Annotated in this window: 3 protein-coding genes; all 3 read left to right on the forward strand. The window is 69.3% G+C overall.

Annotated features, from left to right (window positions below; all coding sequences use genetic code 11):
- Positions 1-228 precede the first annotated feature (228 nt).
- From WJ35_RS16755 to WJ35_RS16765, 3 genes are read left to right on the forward strand one after another with little or no spacing between them, the layout of a single operon-like run.
- Entirely contained in the window at positions 229-4,653 is a 4,425-nt protein-coding gene (locus WJ35_RS16755; protein ID WP_069239538.1) for a beta-ketoacyl synthase N-terminal-like domain-containing protein, read from the forward strand.
- Positions 4,650-7,973: a type I polyketide synthase gene (locus WJ35_RS16760; protein WP_069239539.1), complete on the forward strand. Its 3,324-nt coding sequence runs from the start codon at positions 4,650-4,652 to the stop codon at positions 7,971-7,973. The genes WJ35_RS16755 and WJ35_RS16760 overlap by 4 nt, the downstream gene beginning before the upstream one ends.
- On the forward strand, positions 7,970-21,370 hold the full coding sequence (locus WJ35_RS16765) for a hybrid non-ribosomal peptide synthetase/type I polyketide synthase (RefSeq protein WP_069239540.1): 13,401 nt from the start codon (positions 7,970-7,972) through the stop codon (positions 21,368-21,370). Before WJ35_RS16760 ends, WJ35_RS16765 begins: the two co-directional genes overlap by 4 nt.
- Positions 21,371-21,378 lie beyond the last annotated feature (8 nt).

Raw genomic sequence — 21,378 nt, forward strand, 5'->3', positions numbered from 1 at the left:
GTCCGGAATTTACGGGGCAGACATCGGGTTCTCGCGATGCTCTAATTTCCACAGGCGACACACACTGACATTCAATCGAGACGGAGGCGATGCTTTATCTCGTTCGCCATGCCGGATCTCAATCTGCTTCGCGCAGGACAGCCTGCCGTTGCCCATCGGAATGAACGCGAACCGGTCCCAAGGTGGCGTGCATCCCAATCAACGCTCTGCAGACAACGAAGGTTTCGTATGCTTCCCGAAATGAAATTCAGGACTGTTACGGAATTATTGCAATTTCGCGGCCATGACACGCCGGAGAAAACGGCATTCATTTTTCTCGACAACGGCGAAGCGGAGCTGGCCCGGCTGACGTTCGGCGACCTGGACAAGCGGGCCCGCGGCATCGCCGCCAGATTGCAGGGCATCGCGCAACCGGGCGATCGCGTGCTGCTGGTCTATCCGCCCGGGCTGGAATTCATCAGCGCATGGGCGGGATGCCTGTACGCCGGCCTGATCGGCGTGCCGGCCTATCCTCCGCGCAGGCATCGTCCGGCCGATCGTCTCAAGTCGATCGTCGCCGACGCCGGGCCGGTCGTCGCGCTGACCGACGCGGCCACGCTCGACGGCATCGCGCATCGCGAGGATGGCTATTCCGACACGCTGGAACTGAAGATCCTTGCGACGGACCAGGGGTTCGACGCACCGGCCGGGCAATGGCGCGCGCCGGACATCACGCCGCAGACGCTGGCGCTGCTGCAATACACGTCGGGCTCCACCGGTACGCCCAAAGGCGTGATGATCAGCCACGCGAACATCCTGAGCAACATGGAGGTCATCGCCGAGGCCAGCGATGCCGGCGCGTCGACCGTGTTCGTCAGCTGGCTCCCCGTGTTTCACGACATGGGGTTCTTCGGGAAAGTGCTGCTGCCGATCCATCTCGGCGTGCTGTCGGTGCTGATGGCGCCGGCGGCTTTCGTGCAGAAGCCCATCCGCTGGCTGCAAGCGATCACGAAGTATCGCGGCACGCATTGCGCCGCGCCGGACTTTGCCTATGACCTGTGCGCGCGCAAGATTTCCGACGAAGCCAAGGCGCAGCTCGATCTGAGCAGCTGGCAGGTCGCATTCAACGGCGCGGAGCCGGTGCGCGCCGACACGGTGGCGCGTTTTTCGCGCGCATTCGCGTCGTGCGGCTTCGACGCGCACACCATGCATCCGGTCTACGGCATGGCCGAGGCGACGCTGTTCATCGCCGGTCAGCCGGCACGCTCGCTGCCGCTCGTGGCCGACTTCGACGCCGACGATCTCGCCCGCGGCGTCGCGACGAGGCACGCGCACGGCAAGCGCCACGCGCTGGTTTCATGCGGGCGGCCGTGGGCCGGGCATCGCGTGCAGATCGTCAATCCGGATACCGGCCAGCCGTGCCCGCCGGGCCGGATCGGCGAAATCTGGGTGACCGGCCCGAGCGTCGGCGTCGGCTACTGGAATCGCACCGAGGAAACGGAGCGCACCTTTCGCGCCAGGCTGGACGGGGATGACGCGCGTTACCTGCGCACGGGCGATCTCGGCTTCGTCGACGGCGAGGACCTCTTCGTCACCGGCCGCTTGAAAGACCTCATCATCATCGCCGGCCGCAATCACTACCCTCAGGATCTCGAACAATCTGCCGAGGGAAGCCACCCGGCGCTGGCGCCCAACGCGTCGGCGGCCTTCTCGATCAACGTCGACAACGTCGAGCGGGTCGTCATCGCGTGCGAGGTGCGCCGCGAAGCGCTCAACACGCTGAACGCCGAAGCCGTCGCCGCGGAGATCCGGCGCAAGCTCGCCGAAGACCATGACGTCGACCTGTATGCGGCGATCCTGCTGAAGCCCGCCACGATCCCGCGCACGTCCAGCGGAAAAATCCAGCGGAGCCGAACCCGGCAGGCATTCGTCAGCGGACAGGGGCTCGCGATCGCGGGCGAGTGGCGGCGTGCGTTCTCTGCGGAATACGCGCCCGCCGCGCCTGCAACCGCACGCAGCACGCAGGCGCTGGTGCAATGGTTCGTCGAGCATGTCGCGCGCCTGTCGGGCATCGCGCCCGGCGATCTCGACCCCAACGCGCCGTTCAGCGCCTACGGGCTCGACTCGAAAGACGCCATCATGCTCACGGGCGAGTTGCAGGACTGGCTCGGGCAGCCGGTTTCCCCTACGGTCGTCTACGATTTTCCGAGTATTTCCCTGCTGGCGCGCCATCTGAGCGGCGGCGCGAATGCGCGCTCGGAAACGGCGCGCGCTTGCGCCGAAGCGCGCGCGGATATCGCCATCGTCGGCATCGGATGCCGCTTCCCCGGCGCCGATCATCCCGACGCATTCTGGCAGCTTCTGCTGGAGGGCCGCGACGCGGTCGGCGCGTCGAACCCGCGCGCCGCCAACCTTCCGGCCACCGGACTGCTGGAGCAGGTCGACCAGTTCGATGCGGATTTCTTCGGCATCAGCGCCCGCGAAGCCGAGGCGATGGACCCGCAGCAGCGCCTGCTGCTCGAGGTCGCCTGGGAGACGTTCGAGCACGCGGGCATCGCACCGCGGCGTCTCGCCGGCGCACGCACCGCGGTCATCGTGGGCATCAGCAATACGGACTACGTCCGCCTGGCGCAGGAAGAAGCCGCGGACGTCGGCCCCTATGTCGCGACCGGCAATGCGCTCAGCGTCGCCGCCAACCGCATTTCCTACGCGCTCGACCTGCGCGGCCCGAGCTGGGCGGTCGACACCGCGTGCTCGTCGTCGCTCGTCGCGGCTCATCAGGCGTGCCGCGCGCTGCAGCGCGGCGAGTGCGATGCGGCGCTCGCCGGCGGCGTCAACCTGATCCTGGCGCCGCAGTTGAGCGCCTCCTTCACGCAATCGGGCATGCTGTCGCCGGACGGCCGTTGCAAGGCGTTCGACGCGGCAGCCAACGGCTACGTGCGCGGCGAAGGCGTGGGGATGGTGCTGCTCAAGCGTCTCGACGATGCCGTCAAGGACGGTGACACCGTCTTCGCGGTGATCCGCGGCTCGGCGGTGAACCAGGACGGCCGCAGCAACGGCCTGACCGCGCCCAATGGCCCGGCCCAGCAGGCCGTGATCGACAGTGCGCTGCGCGATGCCGGCGTGCGGGCGCAGGACGTCGGCTTCGTCGAGGCGCACGGGACGGGAACGCCGCTTGGCGACCCCATCGAATTGAATTCGCTGACGGCGGTCCTCAGCGAATCCCGTCGCCCGGAAGATCTCTGCTGGATCGGTTCGGTCAAGACCAACATCGGCCATCTGGAGTCGGCGGCGGGCATCGCCAGCCTGATCAAGACCGCGCTGGCGCTGCACCATCGCGTCATTCCGCCGAACCTCCATTTCCGGTCGCTCAACCCTCATATCGCGCTCGACGGCACGCCCTTCCGCATTCCGCAGCAGGTCACGCACTGGCATGCGGAACACGGGCCGCGCATGGCCGGCGTGAGTTCGTTCGGCTTCGGCGGCACCAACGCGCACATGATCCTGTCCGAAGCGCCGCGGCGGCCCGGGGAGATCGAAGCCGATCCGGCGGCGCTCACGGCACCTGCGGCGCGCGTCGTGACGCTCTCCGCGCGCACGCCCGAAGCGTTGCAAGCGCTGGCGGCGTCCTATGCGGCATATCTCGACGCCCATCCCGAGGTCCGTTTGCGGGATGTCGCGTTCACGGCGAACACCGGGCGCACCCACTTCTCGCGGCGCGCCGCCGTCGTCGCGTCGAGTCTCGATGCGTTGCGTGCGCAACTGCATGGCGTTACGGCAAGCGCAAGCGCAGAAACACCGCCTGCGGTGACGTTCCACTTTTGCGCGGACGATGGCGGCAGCATCGAGGCCGAGCGGCAATTGCGCGCGGCCAGCCCCGCTTTCGGCGCGCTGATGGACCGGCAACGCGAAGCGCCCGGGCTCGATACGCCCGAAGCACGGTTCACGGCATTCCAGTGCGCGCTCGCGCAGCTATGGATGTCCTTCGGCATCACGCCGCAAGCGGTTCGCAGCACCGGCGACGGGCATCGCGCCGCGGCCTCGTTTGCGGCCGCGCCGCAGGCGCCTGACAGCGATGCGGCCGGAAGCATCGTGATCGAGATCGGCGCGCGCACGGCCGCGTGGGACGCGATCCTGCACACGCTCGCCGAGCTCTATGTACGCGGCGCATCCATCGACTGGCATGCGTTCGAGCAGGACGACCCGCACCGGCGGCTCACGCTGCCGACTTACCCGTTCGAGCGTCGCAGCTTCTGGATACCCGCGCGCGAGCCCCGGCATCCGCTGCTCGGGCGCCTCAAGGAGCAGCCCGCGCACACGCCCGGCACGTGGATCTGGGAGTCGCGCCTCGACGCGCCGGCCGCCGCGTTTCTCGGCGGGCATCGCGTCAAGGGCGCGCCCGTCCTGCCCTATTCCGCCTATGTGGAAATGGCGCTGGCGGCCGCGTCGCAGATCGGTTCCGCCGGCCATGCCACGTTGAAGGACCTCGCGCTGCATGCGCCGTTGCCGCTGCATCCGCACGAATCGCGCACCGTGCAGACCGTGCTGAGCCGCCAGTCCGGGGGACCGTTTTCGTTTGCCGTCTATCACCGGATCGAGGACACGCGCGCCGCCGCGACATGGCAGATGTGCGCCAGTGCCGAAATTCACGAATCGGAGTGGAGCCACGCATGAAATTCGGCCTGATGTTCTTCGCCAGCAGTGAAGAGGCGTTGTCCGGCAACAAGTACCGGCTCGTGATGGAAAGCGCCCGCTTCGCCGATGCGAACGGGTTTTCCAGCGTCTGGGTGCCGGAGCGCCATTTCACCGAATTCGGCTCGCTGTACCCCAATCCCGCCGTGCTGCACGCCGCGCTCGCCGCCTCCACCCAGCGCGTGAGGCTGCTCGCGGGCAGCGTGGTCGGCGCGCTGCACAACCCGATCCGCATCGCGGAAGAGTGGTCGATGGTGGACAACTTGTCGAACGGCCGCGTCGGCGTTTCGTTCGCGTCCGGATGGAATCCTGACGATTTCGTGTTCGCCCCGGAAAAGTACGCGACCCGGCAGGACGAGATGCTGACCGCGATGCGCGCCGTTCAGCATCTGTGGCGCGGCGGCACGCTGGATGCGCGCAACGGCGTCGGCAAGCCGGTGCAGTTGCGCGTCTACCCGACGCCGGTGCAGCCGGAGCTGCCCGTCTGGGTGACCGCCGCCAGCAACCCGCAGACCTTCGTCCTCGCCGGCGAGGTCGGCGCCAACCTGCTGACCCACGTGCTCGACCAGGATCGGGATCAGCTCGCCCACAAGATCGCGCTCTACCGCGACGCGCGCGCGAAGCATGGCTTCGATCCGGCGGCGGGCACCGTCTCCGTGATGCTGCACACGTTCGTCGGCGCGGACCCGGCGCAGGTGCGCGAGCAGGCGCGCGCGCCGTTCTGCAACTACATCCGCAGCAATATCGGCCTGCTGAACGGGCTGGCGCAAAGCCGTGGCCAGTCGGTGGACGTGCGCGCGATGGGCGCGCGCGAGCTGGATGAGTTCGTCGCGTTTCTCTATGAACGCTTCGCGCAATCGCGCGGCCTCATCGGCACCCCGGAAACCTGCGTCGAGCTGGTGCGGGACCTGGAATCGATCGGCGTGGATGAAGTGGCCTGCCTGCTCGATTTCGGTCCGCCGGTCGAGCTGATCCTCGGCAATCTGCCGCAGTTGCGCCGGCTGCGGGAGATGTGCGCGTCCAGGCCGTCCGCCGCGCCACGGCGATTCGATGCCGCTTCGGTGCAGGCCCGCTGCACCGAAACGGCATCGGGCGCGGACTTCAATGGCGAAATCCGGCAACACGGCGTTCAGATCGACGGCGTGTTCGACGCGATCCGGCAGATCTGGCGCACCGCCGGCGAGGCGCTGGGGAAAATCAGCCTGCCTGCCGAAGCGCTGGCGTCGTCGCAATACCACGTGCATCCCGCGTTCCTCGACGCGTGCAGCCGCGTGCTCGCCGCCGCGATCGACGCGGATGCGCTGAACGAGGGCGGCATGTACCTGCCCAGTTCGATCGGCGCGGTGCGCGTGCATCAGCCGCCGTCATCGGCAGACGCGTGGAGTCACGCCACGCTGCGCAAGCCGGTCGGGCAAGATGCGCTGGAGGGCGATATCCGCGTCTACGACCTCGCCGGACGACTGCTGATCGAGATCGACGCGCTGCGGCTGCAGCACGTGCGTTCCGCGCAAACCGTCGGGCGGCAAGAGGTCGCCGCGCTGCTGTATCAGCGCGTGTGGCGACCGTCGAGCGTCGACGCGGCACCCGGCGGCTCGCCGCATGGCGAGTGGCTGATTCTCGCCGACCGCGGCGGCGTCGGCGCGCAAGTGGCGGCGCTGCTGGAAAGCGCGGGCGATACGTGCGCGCTGTACTTCGCGGACGCGACGCCGGACCTGCCCGCGCTCGACCGGCCGCTGAAGGGCGTCATCCACCTTTGGAGTCTCGATCTCGATCCGTCCGACATCGCGGCGAGACGGCATGCCAGCACGAGCGTGCTGCAACTGGTCAGGGCGCTTGCGTCACGCGCCCCGTCGGCCGGGCAGGCGCGTCTGTGGCTGGTGACGTCGGGCGCGATGAACGTGCTGGAGGGGGAATCGACGGCCGTCGCGCAGGCCCCCCTGTGGGGACTGGGCCGGGCGATCGCCGTCGAGCATGCCGCGCTGTGGGGCGGGCTCATCGACCTCGATCCCGCGCAGCCGTTTGCGGCGCACGTCGTGCAAGCGGTTTGGGCCGGCGGCCGAGAAGACATGATCGCGTATCGCCGCGAACAGCGTTACGTCGCGCGCATCGCCCGCGACAATCGCGAATTCGTCAGTCACCGCCCGATCAGGTTCCACGGCGACGCGACCTATCTGGTGACCGGCGGGCTCGGCGGGCTCGGCCTGCGGCTCGCGTCCTGGCTCGCCGCCAACGGCGCCGGCAAGATCGCGCTGCTCGGGCGCGGCGAGCCCTCCCCCGCGGCCGAAAAAATCCTGCGCACGCTCGACGCCCGGGTCATTCGCGCCGATCTGTCGCGACGCGACGACGTCGCCGCAGCGATCGGCGAAATCGCGCGCTCGATGCCGCCGCTCAAGGGCGTCTTCCACCTCGCCGGCACGCTCGACGATGCGCTGCTGACGCGCCAGGACGACGATGCCTTCCATCGCGCCGGCAGCGGCAAGGCCGACGGGGCCTGGTATCTGCACGAGCTGACGGCCGACCTGCCGCTCGACCATTTCGTGCTGTTCTCGTCGATGGCCGCGCTGATCACGATGCCGGGCCAGGGCAACTACGCCGCGGCGAACGGCTTCCTCGACGCCCTCGCGCATCATCGGCGCGCGCAGGGAAAACCGGGCCTCAGCGTCAATTGGGGGCCGTGGGCTGAGATCGGCCACGCCGCCACCGACTATGGGCGGCGCGCCCACGAACAACTGGCCGGACTCGGCGTCGGCACGCTGTCGCCCGAACTGGCCATTGCGGCGCTGGAGCGGCTGATGGCGTCCGGCGTCGTCCAGTCCGGGGTGGCCCGGATCGACTGGCCGACCTTGTTCCGGGTCGATGCGCCGGCCGCAGGGTCGGCGCTGTTTTCCGAGCTGGCGCAACCGGCCGCCCAGCCGGCGCAGCAGGAGAAACCGCTGCTGCGCCAGCTCCGTTCGTGCGCGCCGCGCGAGCGGATCGAGCTCGTCACCGCCACGCTCGCGCAGATGCTGGCCAAGACCCTTCGCCTCTCCGGCGCCGACGCCATCGCGCCCGACCAATCGCTGTTCGATCTCGGCCTGAACTCCCTGATCGCGCTCGAGCTGACCGACAGCCTCACCAAGGTGTTCGGAAAACCGTTTCGCGCCACGCTGCTGTTTTCCTATCCGAACCTGCAGACGCTCGCGCAATACGTGCTCAACGAACTGTCGCCGTCGCTTCCCGCTCCCGTCGTCGACGAAGCATCCGAAGACCTCGACGAGGACGACCTTTCCGAACTGATCGCCCAGGAGATCGGCGCCCAATGAACGCCAAGGCCACTCAAGCACTGAAAGCCGCGCTCGACGAACTGCGCCTGCGGCGCGCGGAAATCGCGGCGCTGCGTTCGGACCGCAACGAGCCGATCGCCGTCATCGGCATGGCTTGCCGCTTTCCCGGCAGCAGCGATACGCCGGCCGCGTTCTGGCAACTGCTCGACCACGCGCGCGACGCCGTCACCGAAGTGCCGCGCGAACGCTGGGACATCGACCGCTACTACGACCCGGACCCGGCCGCGCCCGGCAAGATGGCGACCCGCCACGGCGCCTTCATCGAGCGCGTGGATCAATTCGACGCGGCGTTCTTCGGGATCGCGCCGCGCGAGGCCACCTACCTCGATCCGCAGCAAAGGCTGCTGCTCGAAGTGGCCTGGGAGGCGCTCGAAAACGCCCATCTCGCGCCCGAGCGCTTCAGGCAGTCCGCCACGGGCGTGTACGTCGGCATTACCTGCTTCGACCATGCCATTCAGGTGTCCAGCGCGTCGACGCCGTCGAGCAGCTACGCCGGCACGGGCAGCGCGCTGAACATGGCCGCGGGCCGGTTGTCGTTCGTGCTGGGCCTCACCGGCCCGAGCATGGCGATCGACACCGCGTGCTCGTCGTCGCTGGTCTGCCTGCACCTGGCCTGCGAAAGCCTGCGCTCGCGCGAAACCAGCATGGCGCTCGCGGGCGGCGTCAATCTCATGCTCTCGCCCGAGGTCATGGTCAGCTTCTCGCAGGCGCGCATGCTGTCGCCGGACGGGCGCTGCAAGACCTTCGACGCGGCGGCGGACGGCTATGTGCGCGGCGAAGGCTGCGGCATGGTGGTGCTCAAGCGCCTCGCCGACGCGCTCGCCGACGGCGACCGGGTGCTCGGCATCGTGCGCGGCACGGCGGTCGACCAGGGCGGCGCGGGCGGCGGGCTGACCGTGCCGAGCCGCGATTCGCAGGAGCGCGTGATCCGCCGCGCGCTGAACCAGGCCGGCGTCGCGCCCGGCGACGTCTCGTATGTCGAGGCCCACGGCACGGGGACGTCCCTCGGCGACCCGATCGAGGTCGAGGCGCTGGCCGGCGTCTATGGCCCCGGGCGCGCGGCCTCCGAGCCGCTCGTGATCGGCTCGGTCAAGACCAATATCGGCCATCTGGAATCGGCCTCCGGCATCGCCGGGCTGATCAAGGTGCTGCTGTCGTTCGAGCACGACAGGATTCCTGCGCATCTGCATTTCACGCAACCCAATCCGCATACGCCGTGGCAGGACATCCCGATCCGCGTCGCGGCCGATCCGGTCGCGTGGCCGCGCGGGGAACGCCGGCGCGTCGCCGGGTTGAGCGCGTTCGGCTTCAGCGGCACCAATGCCCACGCGATCGTCGAGGAACCGCCGGTCGCGCCGGCGCACGATGCGCGGCGTTCGCTGCTGCTGCTTTCGGCCCGGTCCGAAGCGGCGCTGACGGCGCTCGCGCAACGCTACGAGCGCGCGATCGCCGGCGCGCCGCCGCACGAGCTGGCCGCGATCTGCCGTGCCGCCGCCGTGGGACGGAGCCACTATCCGTTTCGCGCGGCCTATGCGTCGGGCGTGCGGGAACCGGCGACGACTTCGGCGCGCGCGGGCAAAGCCTCGCGCATGGGCTTCATGTTCGCGTCGCTGGACGCCGGCGTCGCGCGCGAGCTGCACGCGTCGGAACCGCATTTCCGCGCAGCCTTCGAGCGCTGCTCGGTGCCGCTGTCGGCGCTCGATACCGATGCGGGCCGCTTCGCGATCCACTTCGCGTGGGCGGAACTGTGGAACGCATGGGGCATCCGCCCCTCCGTCGTGTCGGGCCATGGCGTCGGCGAATACGTCGCGGCCTGCGTGGCGGGTGTCGTGAGCCTGGCCGACGCGCTGCGCCTCGTGGCCGCCCGGTCCGATTCCGACGCGTTGCGCGCCGCGCTGCAGGACATGGCGCTCGCACGGCCGTCGATCCGGCTGATTTCCGGCAGTCTCGGCGCCGAAGTGACCGACGAGGTCACGCATCCGCAGTACTGGCTGCAGTTGGCCGGGCGGTCGGATCAGGCCGAAGCGCCGCACACGCCGGACGGGCTCGCCGACGGCTGGCTGCCGCCGCCATGCGCCGGCCACGCGCTGGAGCGCGCGCTCGCGGCCCTGTACGTGCAGGGCTGGCAGTTCGACTGGAACGCGTTGTTCCCGGCGCCCGCCCAGCCCGCCACGACCTTGCCGAACTACCCGTTCGAGCGCCAGCGCTTCAGTCTGGAAAAAAGCCGCTCGCCCGTCGTCGGCATGGATGCCGGCAGCATCGAGGAAGCGTCGCGGCGCCTCAGGACGTCCGGCAAGTATTCGGACGAGGTGCTGAATGCATTCCCGGAACTGCTTCAGACCGCGTTCGCCCCCGCCGAAACCGCCGCCCCGGACGCAAACCCGCTCTATCACGTGGTGTGGGAGCAGCAAGCCGCGTTGCCGGCGGCCCCGATCGCCGCCGACGCGTCGCCGTGGCTGATCTTCGCGGACGAGAGCGGCGTGGGCGACCGGTTCGCGGCCCTGCTGCGCGCGCGCGGCGCATCCTGCGCGCTGGTCCGCGCCGGCCGCGACTATCGCGCCCCCGCGCAAGCAGACGCAGCCTGGCAAGTCGCGCCCGAGCAGCCGGACCATTTCGTCCGCTTGCTGAAGAAGGCCGCCGCGCCCGGGCAGCGCATCGTCTTCTTGTGGGCGCTGGACGAAACCGTCGGCGCGTCGCGCATGTCCACGGCGCTGCTGCATCTCGTGCGCGCGCTGGGCAGCGGCGAGCGCGAGTGGGCGGCGTCGGCCCGGCCCAGGATCTGGGTGGTCACGCGCGACGCGGTGGAAGCCGGCGAAGCGCCCCGTGTATCGGGACTCGCGCAGGCTGCGCTGGCGGGCCTGGCGCGGGGTGCGATGATCGAGCATCCGGAATGGTTCGGCACCGCGATCGATCTCGATCCGGCCGCGCCGGAGGACGAGACGCAGGCGCTGCTTCACGAGGTGCTCGGCGAGAGCCGCGAAGAACAGGTGGCCTTGCGGCAAGGTGCGCGCTACGTCGCGCGCCTGAGCCCGCTCGCGCAAGCCGAAACGGCCGCGCTGCGGGTCGACCCGGAAGCGGCCTACCTGATCACCGGCGGGTTCGGCGCGCTCGGGCTGCACACCGCCCGGTGGCTGGCGGCGCACGGCGCAGGCACGCTGATCCTGGTCGGCCGGCAAGGGGCCGCGAGCGACGAGAGCCAGCGGGCGATCGCCGAGCTGCGCGCCCGGAACGTGACCGTCCGTTGCGAACGCCTCGACATCACCGACCCGGCGGCCGTCGCGGATTGCTTCGCCGCGCTCCGGCGCGAACGCGTGCCGCTGCGGGGCATCGTGCATGCGGCCGGCATCGTCGGCTACAAGCCGATCATGCAGGTCGAGCGCGAGGAGCTGGAAGCCGTCCTGCAACCGAAGGTCGCCGGCGCATGGCTGCTCCATCAGCATAGCGAACCGTTCCCGCTCGACTTCTTCATCCTGTTTTCGTCGATCGCGTCCGCGTGGGGCTCGCGCGACCAAGCGCACTACAGCGCCGCGAACCGCTTCCTCGACGCGCTCGCGCATCATCGCAGCCGCCTCGGCCTGCCGGCCTTGAGCGTGAACTGGGGGCCGTGGGCGCAGGGCGGCATGACGTTCCCCGAGGCCGAAGCGCTGCTGCGGCGCGTCGGCATCCGGTCGCTGGCGGCGGATCGCGCGCTCGACGTGCTCGATCATCTCCCCGCCGTGCCCCAGGTGGCGGTCGTCGACATCGACCTCGCGCTGTTCCAGGGCTCCTACGAGGCGCGCGGACCGAAGCCCTTCCTCGACCGCGTGCGGGTCGACGCAACCCCGCCGAGCGCGCCGGCGATGCCCGCGCTGAGCGACAAATCCCCCCGCGAGCGCAAGCGCCTGCTGGCGGACGCCATCGACCGCGCGGTTGCGCAGGTGCTCGGCTTCGGCTCGGCGACACCGGACCGCGACCGCGGGTTCTTCGAGATGGGCATGGATTCGCTGATGGCGGTAGACCTGCGCGCGCACCTCGAAAAAGCGCTCGGCGCGCCGTTGTCGGTCGCGCTGCTGTTCGATCATCCGACGGTCAACGCCCTCGCGGATTTCCTGGCGGAGCAGTCGTCCGCCACGACGCCGGACGCGCCCGCCGCGCCCACTGCGCCGGCGCAGGCCGTGTCGCCGCGGCCGGACGCGCCCGCCGCTGCGACGCGCGAGGCCGGCACGCCGGAGCCGATCGCGATCGTCGGCATGAGCTGCCGCTTTCCGGGCGCCGCGCACGATCTCGACGCCTATTGGCAGTTGCTGAACGACGGGGTGGACGCGATTTCCGAAGTGCCGCGCGAGCGCTGGGACATCGACGCGTACTACGATCCCGATCCCGAAGCGCCGGGCCGCATGTATTGCCGCTTCGGCGGCTTTCTCGACGGCGTCGACCAGTTCGATCCGGCGTTCTTCCGCATCACGCCGCGCGAAGCGGCCGCGATGGACCCGCAACAGCGCCTGCTGCTCGAAGTCAGCCACGAAGCGCTGGAGCATGCCGGCATTCCCGTCGACAGCCTGAAGGGCAGCCGCACCGGCGTGTTCGTCGGCATCACCACCAACGATTACGCGAATCTGCAGCTTCGCAACGGCGGCGGCAGCGGCATCGACGGCTATTTCTTCACCGGCAATCCGCTCAACACGGCGGCCGGACGCATCTCCTACGGGCTGGGCCTGCAAGGCCCGAGCATGGCGATCGACACCGCCTGCTCGTCGTCGCTCACCGCGATCCATACCGCGAGCCAGAACCTGCGCACCGGCGAGTGCGATCTCGCCATCGCGGGCGGCGTCAACCTGATTCTTTCGCCGGACAACTCGATCGCCGTGTCGCGCACGCGGGCGCTGGCCCCGGACGGCCGCTGCAAGACCTTCGACGCGGCGGCGGACGGCTTCGTGCGCAGCGAAGGCTGCGGCGCGCTCGTGCTCAAGCGCCTGTCCGATGCGCTCGCCGCGGGCGATCGCGTGCTGGCCGTGCTGCGCGGCTCGGCCGTCAACCACGACGGCGCGTCGAGCGGCTTTACCGCGCCGAACGGGCGCGCGCAGGAAGAAGTGATCCGCAAGGCGTTGGGCGGGATTCCCGCCGCGTCCGTCGATTACGTGGAAGCGCACGGCACCGGCACCGCGCTCGGCGATCCGATCGAGGTGCAGGCGCTGGCGACGGTGTTCGGCGCCGGCCGCGACGCGGGCAGGCCGCTGCGCGTCGGCTCGGTGAAAACCAACATCGGCCACACGGAATCCGCCGCCGGCATCGCGGGGGTCATCAAGGTCGTGCTGTCGCTCAACCACGAGCGCATTCCCGCCCACCTGCATTTCCGCCAGCCGAGCCCGCTGGTGCGCTGGAACGAGTTGCCGATCGAGGTCTGCGCCGAGGCGAGCGCGTGGCCGCGCGGCGCGCAGCCACGGCGAGCCGGCGTCAGCGCGTTCGGCGCGAGCGGCACCAACGCCCACCTGGTGCTGGAGGAAGCGCCCGCGCCGGCGCGGCAGGCAACGCCGTCGAAGCACAACGTGCATCCGCTCGTCCTGTCGGCCAAGACGCCGGCGGCATTGCGCGAGCTTGCCGGGCGCTATCAGCGGCGGCTCGAAGCCGAACCCGGTCTCGATATCGCGGCCGTCGCGTATTCGGCGTCGACCGGCCGCTCGCATTTCACGCATCGGCTGGCGCTGCCGGTGTCGTCGCTCGAGGACGCCGTCGAAAAGCTGCGCGCGTTCCAGGCGAAAGAGCCCGCCGCCGCGACGACGCAGCCCGCGCCCCGGGTGAAGATGGCGTTCCTGTTCACCGGCCAGGGTTCGCAATACGCCGGCATGGGCCGCCGCCTGTACGACGCGTATCCGGTGTTCCGCGACGCGATCGACCGCTGCCGCGCGGTGGCCGATCCGCTGCTCGACAAGCCGTTGCTCGAGGTGCTGTCCGCCCGCAACGAGGACATTCACCAGACCGGCTACAGCCAGCCGGCGCTGTTCTCGCTGCAGTACGCGCTCACCACGTTGCTGGCGTCGTTCGGCGTGGCGCCCGACGCCGTGATGGGACACAGCGTCGGCGAGTACGCGGCCGCCTGCGCGGCCGGCATCTTCTCGCCGGAAGACGGCCTGCGGCTGATCGCCGAACGCGGCCGGCTGATGCAGGCATTGCCTCGCGACGGCGAGATGGCGGCCGTTTTCGCGGACCTCGCCACGGTCGAGCGCGCGATCGAAGCCTATCCGCACGAGGTGGCGGTGGCTGCCGTCAACGGCCCGGCCAGCATCGTGATCTCCGGCAAGCGCGAGCGCATCGCGATGCTCGTCGACGCGTTCGCCGCGCAAGACATCCGGTCCGTGCCGCTCAATACGTCGCACGCGTTCCACTCGCCGCTGCTCGAGCCGATGCTGGACGAGTTCCAGGCCGCGGCGAAAGCGGTGCGCGCCGCGCGCCCGGCGATCCCGTTCTATTCCAATCTCACGGGCGCCGTGATGGACGAGGCGCCCACCGACGCGTACTGGCGCCGTCACTGCCGGGAGCCGGTGCAGTTCGCGAGCAGCGTCGAGCGCCTTGTCGAAGCCGGATTCAACCTGCTGGTCGAAATCGGCCCCAAGCCGGTGCTCGTCAACCTGGCGCGCGCCTGCTGCGCGCCGGACGCCGGCATCCAGTTCCTCGGCTTGCAGCGGCCGCAAGTGGAGCAGCAAGCCCTGATCGAAGCGCTGTCGAGTCTTTACGCCCACGGCGTCGACGTCGATTGGGCCTCAACCGAAACACCCGCGCTCACGCGCGTCGCATTGCCGTCCTATCCCTTCCAACGCAGTCGTACCTGGTTCCAGAAAGCGGACACGTCCATGACCCAGACAAGCGCACTTCCCATCGCCGCAACGCCGACGCTCAACCGTAGCGGCGAGGTACTCGAATGGCTTCGCGGCAAGATCGGCGAATTGATCCAGGCCGATCCCTCCACCATCAACATCGACCTGCCCTTCCTGGAAATGGGCGCCGACTCGATCGTGCTGATCGAGGCGATCCGGCACATCGAGAAGCAGTACGGCGTGAAGCTGGTGATGCGCCGCTTCTTCGAAGACCTGGCGACGGTGCAGGCGCTGGCCGAGTACGTCGCCGACAACCTGCCGGCGGAGAACGCGCCGCCCGCGGCAGCGGCCGAACCGTCCGCAACGGCGGCCGCGCCGCTCCTTACGGCAGTGCCTGCGCCGGTCGCCGCCGCCCCGGCAGCCCCGGTGGAATGGGTCGCGGCTGAAGGCGGCTCCACGGTCGAGCGGGTGTTGCGCGAGCAGAATCAACTGCTGTCCCACGTCATGAGCCAGCAGATGGAGCTGCTGCGCACGTCGCTGACCGGCCATGCCGACGTTCGGCCGACGGTCGCCGCGCAAGCCGTCGCGAGCGTCGCGCCGAAGGCCGCCGTTGCGGTCCATGCCGTTGCGCCCGCAACGAAACCCGCGCCTGCGGCTGCGGCTGCCGCGGACAATCAGCCCCGCAAGCCGATGATGCCCTGGGGCAGCCCGGTCGAACAACGGGCGCGCGGGCTGTCCGCCGTGCAGCAGGAGCATCTCGAAGCGCTGATCGTGCGCTACACCACGCGCACCCGGAAATCGAAGGACTCGGTGCAGGCTTCGCGCTCGGTGCTGGCCGACAGCCGCGCGACGGTCGGCTTCCGCTTCTCGACCAAGGAGATGCTGTATCCGATCGTCGGCGATCGCGCGGCCGGTTCGCGGCTGTGGGATATCGACGGCAACGAGTACATCGATTTCACGATGGGCTTCGGCGTGCATCTGTTCGGCCACACGCCGGAATTCATCCAGCAGCAGGTCACCCGCGAATGGCAGCGTCCGCTCGAACTGGGCGCGCGCTCCAGCCTCGTCGGCGAAGTGGCCGCGCGCTTCGCCCGCGTCACCGGCCTCGATCGCGTCGCCTTCTCGAACACCGGCACCGAGGCGGTGATGACCGCCATGCGGCTCGCGCGCGCCGTGACCGGGCGCGACAAGATCGTGATGTTCACGCATTCCTATCACGGCCATGCCGACGGCACGCTCGCCGCGGCGAACGCGGAAGGCGTGACGGAAGCCATGGCCCCCGGCGTGCCGTTCGGCTCGGTCGAGAACATGGTCCTGCTCGACTACGGCAGCGACGCCGCGCTCGAGACCATCCGCGGCATGGCGTCGACGATCGCCGCCGTGCTGGTGGAGCCGGTGCAGAGCCGCAACCCGTCGCTGCAGCCCGTCGCATTCCTGAAGGAGCTGCGCCGCATCACCGAGGAGGCCGGGGCCGCGCTGATCTTCGACGAAATGATCACCGGCTTCCGCGTCCATCCGGGCGGCTCGCAGGCCATGTTCGGCATTCGGGCCGATCTCGCGACCTACGGCAAGATCATCGGCGGCGGCCTGCCGCTGGGCGTCATCGCCGGCTCCCGACGCTTCATGGACGCCATCGACGGCGGCATGTGGACCTACGGCGACCACTCGTTCCCCGCCGCGGACCGCACGGCGTTCGGCGGCACCTTCTGCCAGTATCCGCTCGCCATGTCGGCCGCGCTGGCCGTGCTGGAGAAGATCGAGCAGGAAGGTCCGGCGCTGCAGGCCACGCTCAACGAACGGACCGCGCAAATCGCCGCCACGCTGAACGCGTTCTTCGCGGAGGCCGAGGCGCCGATCAAGGTCACGTGGTTCGGCTCGATGTTCCGCTTCGAATTCACCGAGAACCTCGACCTGTTCTTCTATCACATGCTCGAAAAGGGCATCTACATCTGGGAATGGCGCACCTGCTTCCTGTCCACCGCGCATACGGACGCCGACGTCGACCGGTTCATCCGCGCGGTGAAGGACAGCGTCGCCGACCTGCGCCGGGGCGGCTTCATCCGGCCTCACTCGAAGCACGGCACGGTTGCCGCGCTGAGCGAAGCGCAACGCCAGTTGTGGGTCCTGTCGGAAGTCGATCCTGAAGGATCGCTGGCCTACAACGTCAACACCACCCTCGAATTGAACGGCCGGCTCGACGAGGCCGCGATGCGCGCGGCCGTCCAGGGCCTCGTCGATCGGCACGAGGCGCTGCGCACCACGCTGACGCCGGACGGGTCGGGCCAGATCGTGCATCCGTCGCTGACGCTCCAGATTCCGTTGATCGACACGAACCAGGACGCGTGGCGGGATCAGGAGAGCCGCCAGCCGTTCGACCTCGTGAACGGCCCGCTCTTTCGCGCCGCGCTCGTGCGCCTGAGCAGCGAGCGGCACCTGCTGGTGATGACGGCCCATCACATCATCTGCGACGGCTCCACGTTCGGCATCCTGCTCGAAGATCTGGCGCGGGCTTATGCCGGTGCGGCTCCGGCTGCGGCGCCGCTCCAGTTCCGTGAGTACCTGAAGCAGATCGACGGTCAGCGCCACAGTCCGGAAGCGAAGGCGAACCGCGAGTACTGGCTGGCGCAATGCGCGGGCCACGCCGAACCGCTGAATCTTCCGGTGGACTATCCCCGGCCCGCGGTGAAGACGTTTCACGGCGAGCGCGTGTCCCTGCATCTGGATGCGGATGAGGCCGCGTCGCTGCGCGCCGCCGCCCGTCAGAACGGCTGCACGCTCTACATGATGCTGCTCGCGGGCTTCAATCTGTTCCTGCACCGCATCGCCGGCCAGCAGGAGATCGTCACCGGCATCCCGGTGACCGGCCGCTCCGTGGCCGGCAGCGACCGCCTCGCCGGCTACTGCACGCATCTGCTGCCGCTGCGCTCCACGCTGCCGGACGCGGCCACCGTGGCGAGCTTCCTGGCCGGCACCCGCCAGAACCTGCTCGACGCGCTCGAGCATCAGGATTTTCCGTTCGCCGAGCTGGTCCGCGAGATCGGTGCGCAGCGTGATCTCAACGCCGCCCCGCTGGTATCGGCGGTCTTCAATCTGGAACCCGTGTCGGCGCTGCCCGAACTGCCCGGCCTGAAGGTCGGCCTGGTCGCCCCGCTGATCCGCCATACCGCGTTCGATCTGAACGTCAACGTGCTCGACGCGGGGCAGGAACTCCTGATCGATTGCGACTACAACACCGATCTGTTCGACGAGCGCACGGCCCAGCGATTCCTCGGCATCTACGAGACGCTGCTGACGGCTGTGGCCGCCGACGCGTCGGCCGCGGTTGCGCGGCTGCCGCTGACGAGCGACGCCGAGCGCAATCTGGTGACCGTCGAATGGAACCGCACCGACGCCGACTTCGGCGACGCGGCCGCGCAACCGCTGCACCGGCTGTTCGAGCAGCAGGCCGAGCGCACCCCCGGCGCCGTCGCCGCCGTTCATGACGACGCGTCGCTCACCTACGCCGAACTCAACCTGCGCGCCAACCGCCTCGCCCACCATCTCATCGCGCTCGGCGTCGCGCCCGACTCCCTCGTCGGCGTCGCCATGGAACGCTCGCTCGACATGATCGTCGCGCTGCTCGCCATCCTCAAGGCCGGCGGCGCCTACGTCCCCGTCGATCCCGACTACCCCGCCGAGCGCGTGCGCTTCATGATCGACAACGCTCAGTTGCGCTGGCTCCTCACCCAGCAGCACCTGCTGCCCGCGCTGCCCGAAACCGACGCCCGCCTGATCGTCGTCGATCGCGATACCTCCGAGTTCGATGCCGCGCTCACGTCCAACCCGGCGCTGGACCTGAGCAACGACAACCTCGCCTACATGATCTACACCTCCGGCTCGACCGGCAGGCCCAAGGGCGCGCTCAACTCCCATCGCGCCATCACCAACCGCATCCTCTGGATGCAGCACGCGTACGCGCTCGGCGCCGACGATGCCGTACTGCAGAAGACCCCGTTCAGCTTCGACGTCTCGGTCTGGGAATTCTTCTGGCCGCTCGTCACCGGCGCGCGCCTCGTATTCGCCCGGCCCGGCGGCCAGCGCGAGACCGACTACCTCGTCGATCTCATCGCGCGCGAAGGGATCACCACCGTCCATTTCGTGCCCTCCATGCTGCGCGCCTTCCTCGACCATCCGGATCTCGACGCGCACTGCGCGTCGCTGCGCCGCGTCGTGTGCAGCGGCGAGGCGCTGCCCTACGACCTGCAGCAGCGCTTCTTCGAGCGCCTGGACGCCCGGCTGTACAACCTCTACGGCCCGACCGAGGCCGCCGTCGACGTGACCGCCTGGGAATGCCGGCGCGACGACCCGCACCGCAACGTCCCGATCGGCCGGCCGATCGCCAATACCCGCGTCTATATCGTCGACGCGCAGATGCAGCCCGTGCCGGTCGGCGTGGCGGGCGAGCTGCTGATCGGCGGCACGCCGGTCGGGCGCGGCTATCATGGCGAGCCCGAACTGAGCGCCGCGAAGTTCATCGCCGATCCGTTCTCCGCCGACCCGCACGCGCGTCTCTATCGCACCGGCGATCTCTCGCGCTACCGCGCCGACGGCAACATCGAGTTCCTCGGCCGCATCGACCATCAGGTCAAGCTGCGCGGCCTGCGCATCGAACTCGGTGAAATCGAGGCGACGCTGGCATCGCACCCGTGGGTCGACGCAGCCGTCGTGGCGCTGCGCGGCGTGGACGACGGCGCGAGACTCGTCGCGTGGCTGCTTTCGTCGCACCCCGAAGCCGAACTGATCGAAGCGGTGCGCGGGCACCTTCAGCAGCGGCTGCCGGATTACATGGTGCCGTCCGCGTTCGTCGTCCTGACCGCGTTCGCGCATCTGCCCAACGGCAAGCTCGATCGCGCCAGCCTGCCCGAACCCGGCGACGGCGTGGACCACGTCGAGCCCGGCAACGCGCTCGAAGCGCAGCTGGCGGCAATCTGGCAGGAAGTGCTCGGCAAGAACCGGATCAGCACGACCGCCAATTTCTTCGAGCTGGGCGGCAATTCGCTCTCCGCGACGAAGGTCGCCGCGCGCATCCGTCGCGATCTGCAGGTGAAGCTGGAAATCCGCAGCCTGTTCTCGCACCCCACCATTTCCAGCCTCGCGAAGCGCATCGCCGATACGCAGCCCATCGATTACACGCCGGTGACGCCGCTGCCCGCGCAGCCGCAATACGAACTCTCTCCCGCGCAGACGCGGCTCTGGGTCCAGGATCGCCTCAATGCGTCGCAAGCCGGCGGGCCGCTGCCCACGTCGCTGCTGTTCGAGGGCGTGCTGGACGTGGACGCGCTCGTGCGCGCGTTCCGGGCGTTGAGCGAACGTCACGAGATCCTGCGCACGCGTTTCGTGCTGGTCGGCAATCAACCGTTCCAGCAAGTGCTGCCTGCCGGCGAAGCCGCGTTCCCGGTCGAGGTCGTGGATCTGCAGGATGCCGATGACCGCGATGCGCAGGCCGCGTCGATCGAAGCCCGCGAACGGCTTGCGCCGATGGATCTCGCCGCCGGCCCGCTGTTCCGCGTCAAGCTGCTCAGGCTCTCCGAAGTCCGTCACGTCTGCATCTGCACGATGCATCACATCGTGACCGACGGCTGGTCCACGGAGGTGCTGCTCGACGACCTGTCGCAAATCTATAACGCGTTCGTCGAGCGCCGGGACAATCCGCTGCCCGCGCTCGCCATCCAGTACAAGGACTACGCGGGCTGGCTGAACCGCCTGCTCGCGGGGCCGGAAGGCGAGCGCATGAAGGACTACTGGCTGAACAAGCTGGGCGGCGGCGGCCTGCGCGCGCTGGCACTGCCGGGCGACGTCGAGCAGCCTGCCGCGCCGAGCTGGAAAACCTGGCGCTTCGAACTGCCGGCCGCCGCGACGACGGCGCTGGAATCGCTCGGCAAGCGCCATGGCGCGACCTTGTTCATCGCGCTGCTGTCCGCGATCAAGGCGCTGTTCTACCGCCGCTCCGGCCAGGAGGACATCGTCGTCGGCACGCCGGTCGCGGGCCGCGAGCTTCCCGAGCTCGAGTCGCAGGTCGGCCCCTATCTGAACGTGCTGGCGCTGCGCGATCGCGTCGCCGGCGACGATCGCTTCGACACGCTGCTGACCCGGGTGCGCGACACCACCATCGAAGCGTTCTCCCACCCGCTTTATCCGCTGGATCGCCTGCTCGACGAGCTGCACGTCAAGCGCGTTCCGGGCCGCAATCCGCTCTTCGACATCGGCCTGACGCTGCAGAACCAGCGGCAAGGCGCCGTCGACCGCTATGCGGGGCAAGTGCGCATTTCCGAGTTGCCGGACCACAACCAGCAAGGCGCGGACACGGAAGCCGCGACCGACTTCTGGTTCCTGGCCGAGCCGCGCGACGAGGGTCTCGCGATCAGCGTCGTCTATCACGCCGGGCGGTTCAGCGAAGCGCTGGTGCGGGGCCTCGCCGACGAGCTGACGTCCGTGATCGGCGAGATTCTCGCCAACCCGGGCGTACGCATCCGGAACCTGACGCTGGGACAGCGCGCGCTGCGCGCCGACACCCGCCAGAGCGCCGTCGAACTCAGCGCATTCTAAGGAGAACT

Source organism: Burkholderia ubonensis (genome assembly GCF_001718695.1).
GTDB lineage: Bacteria > Pseudomonadota > Gammaproteobacteria > Burkholderiales > Burkholderiaceae > Burkholderia > Burkholderia ubonensis_B.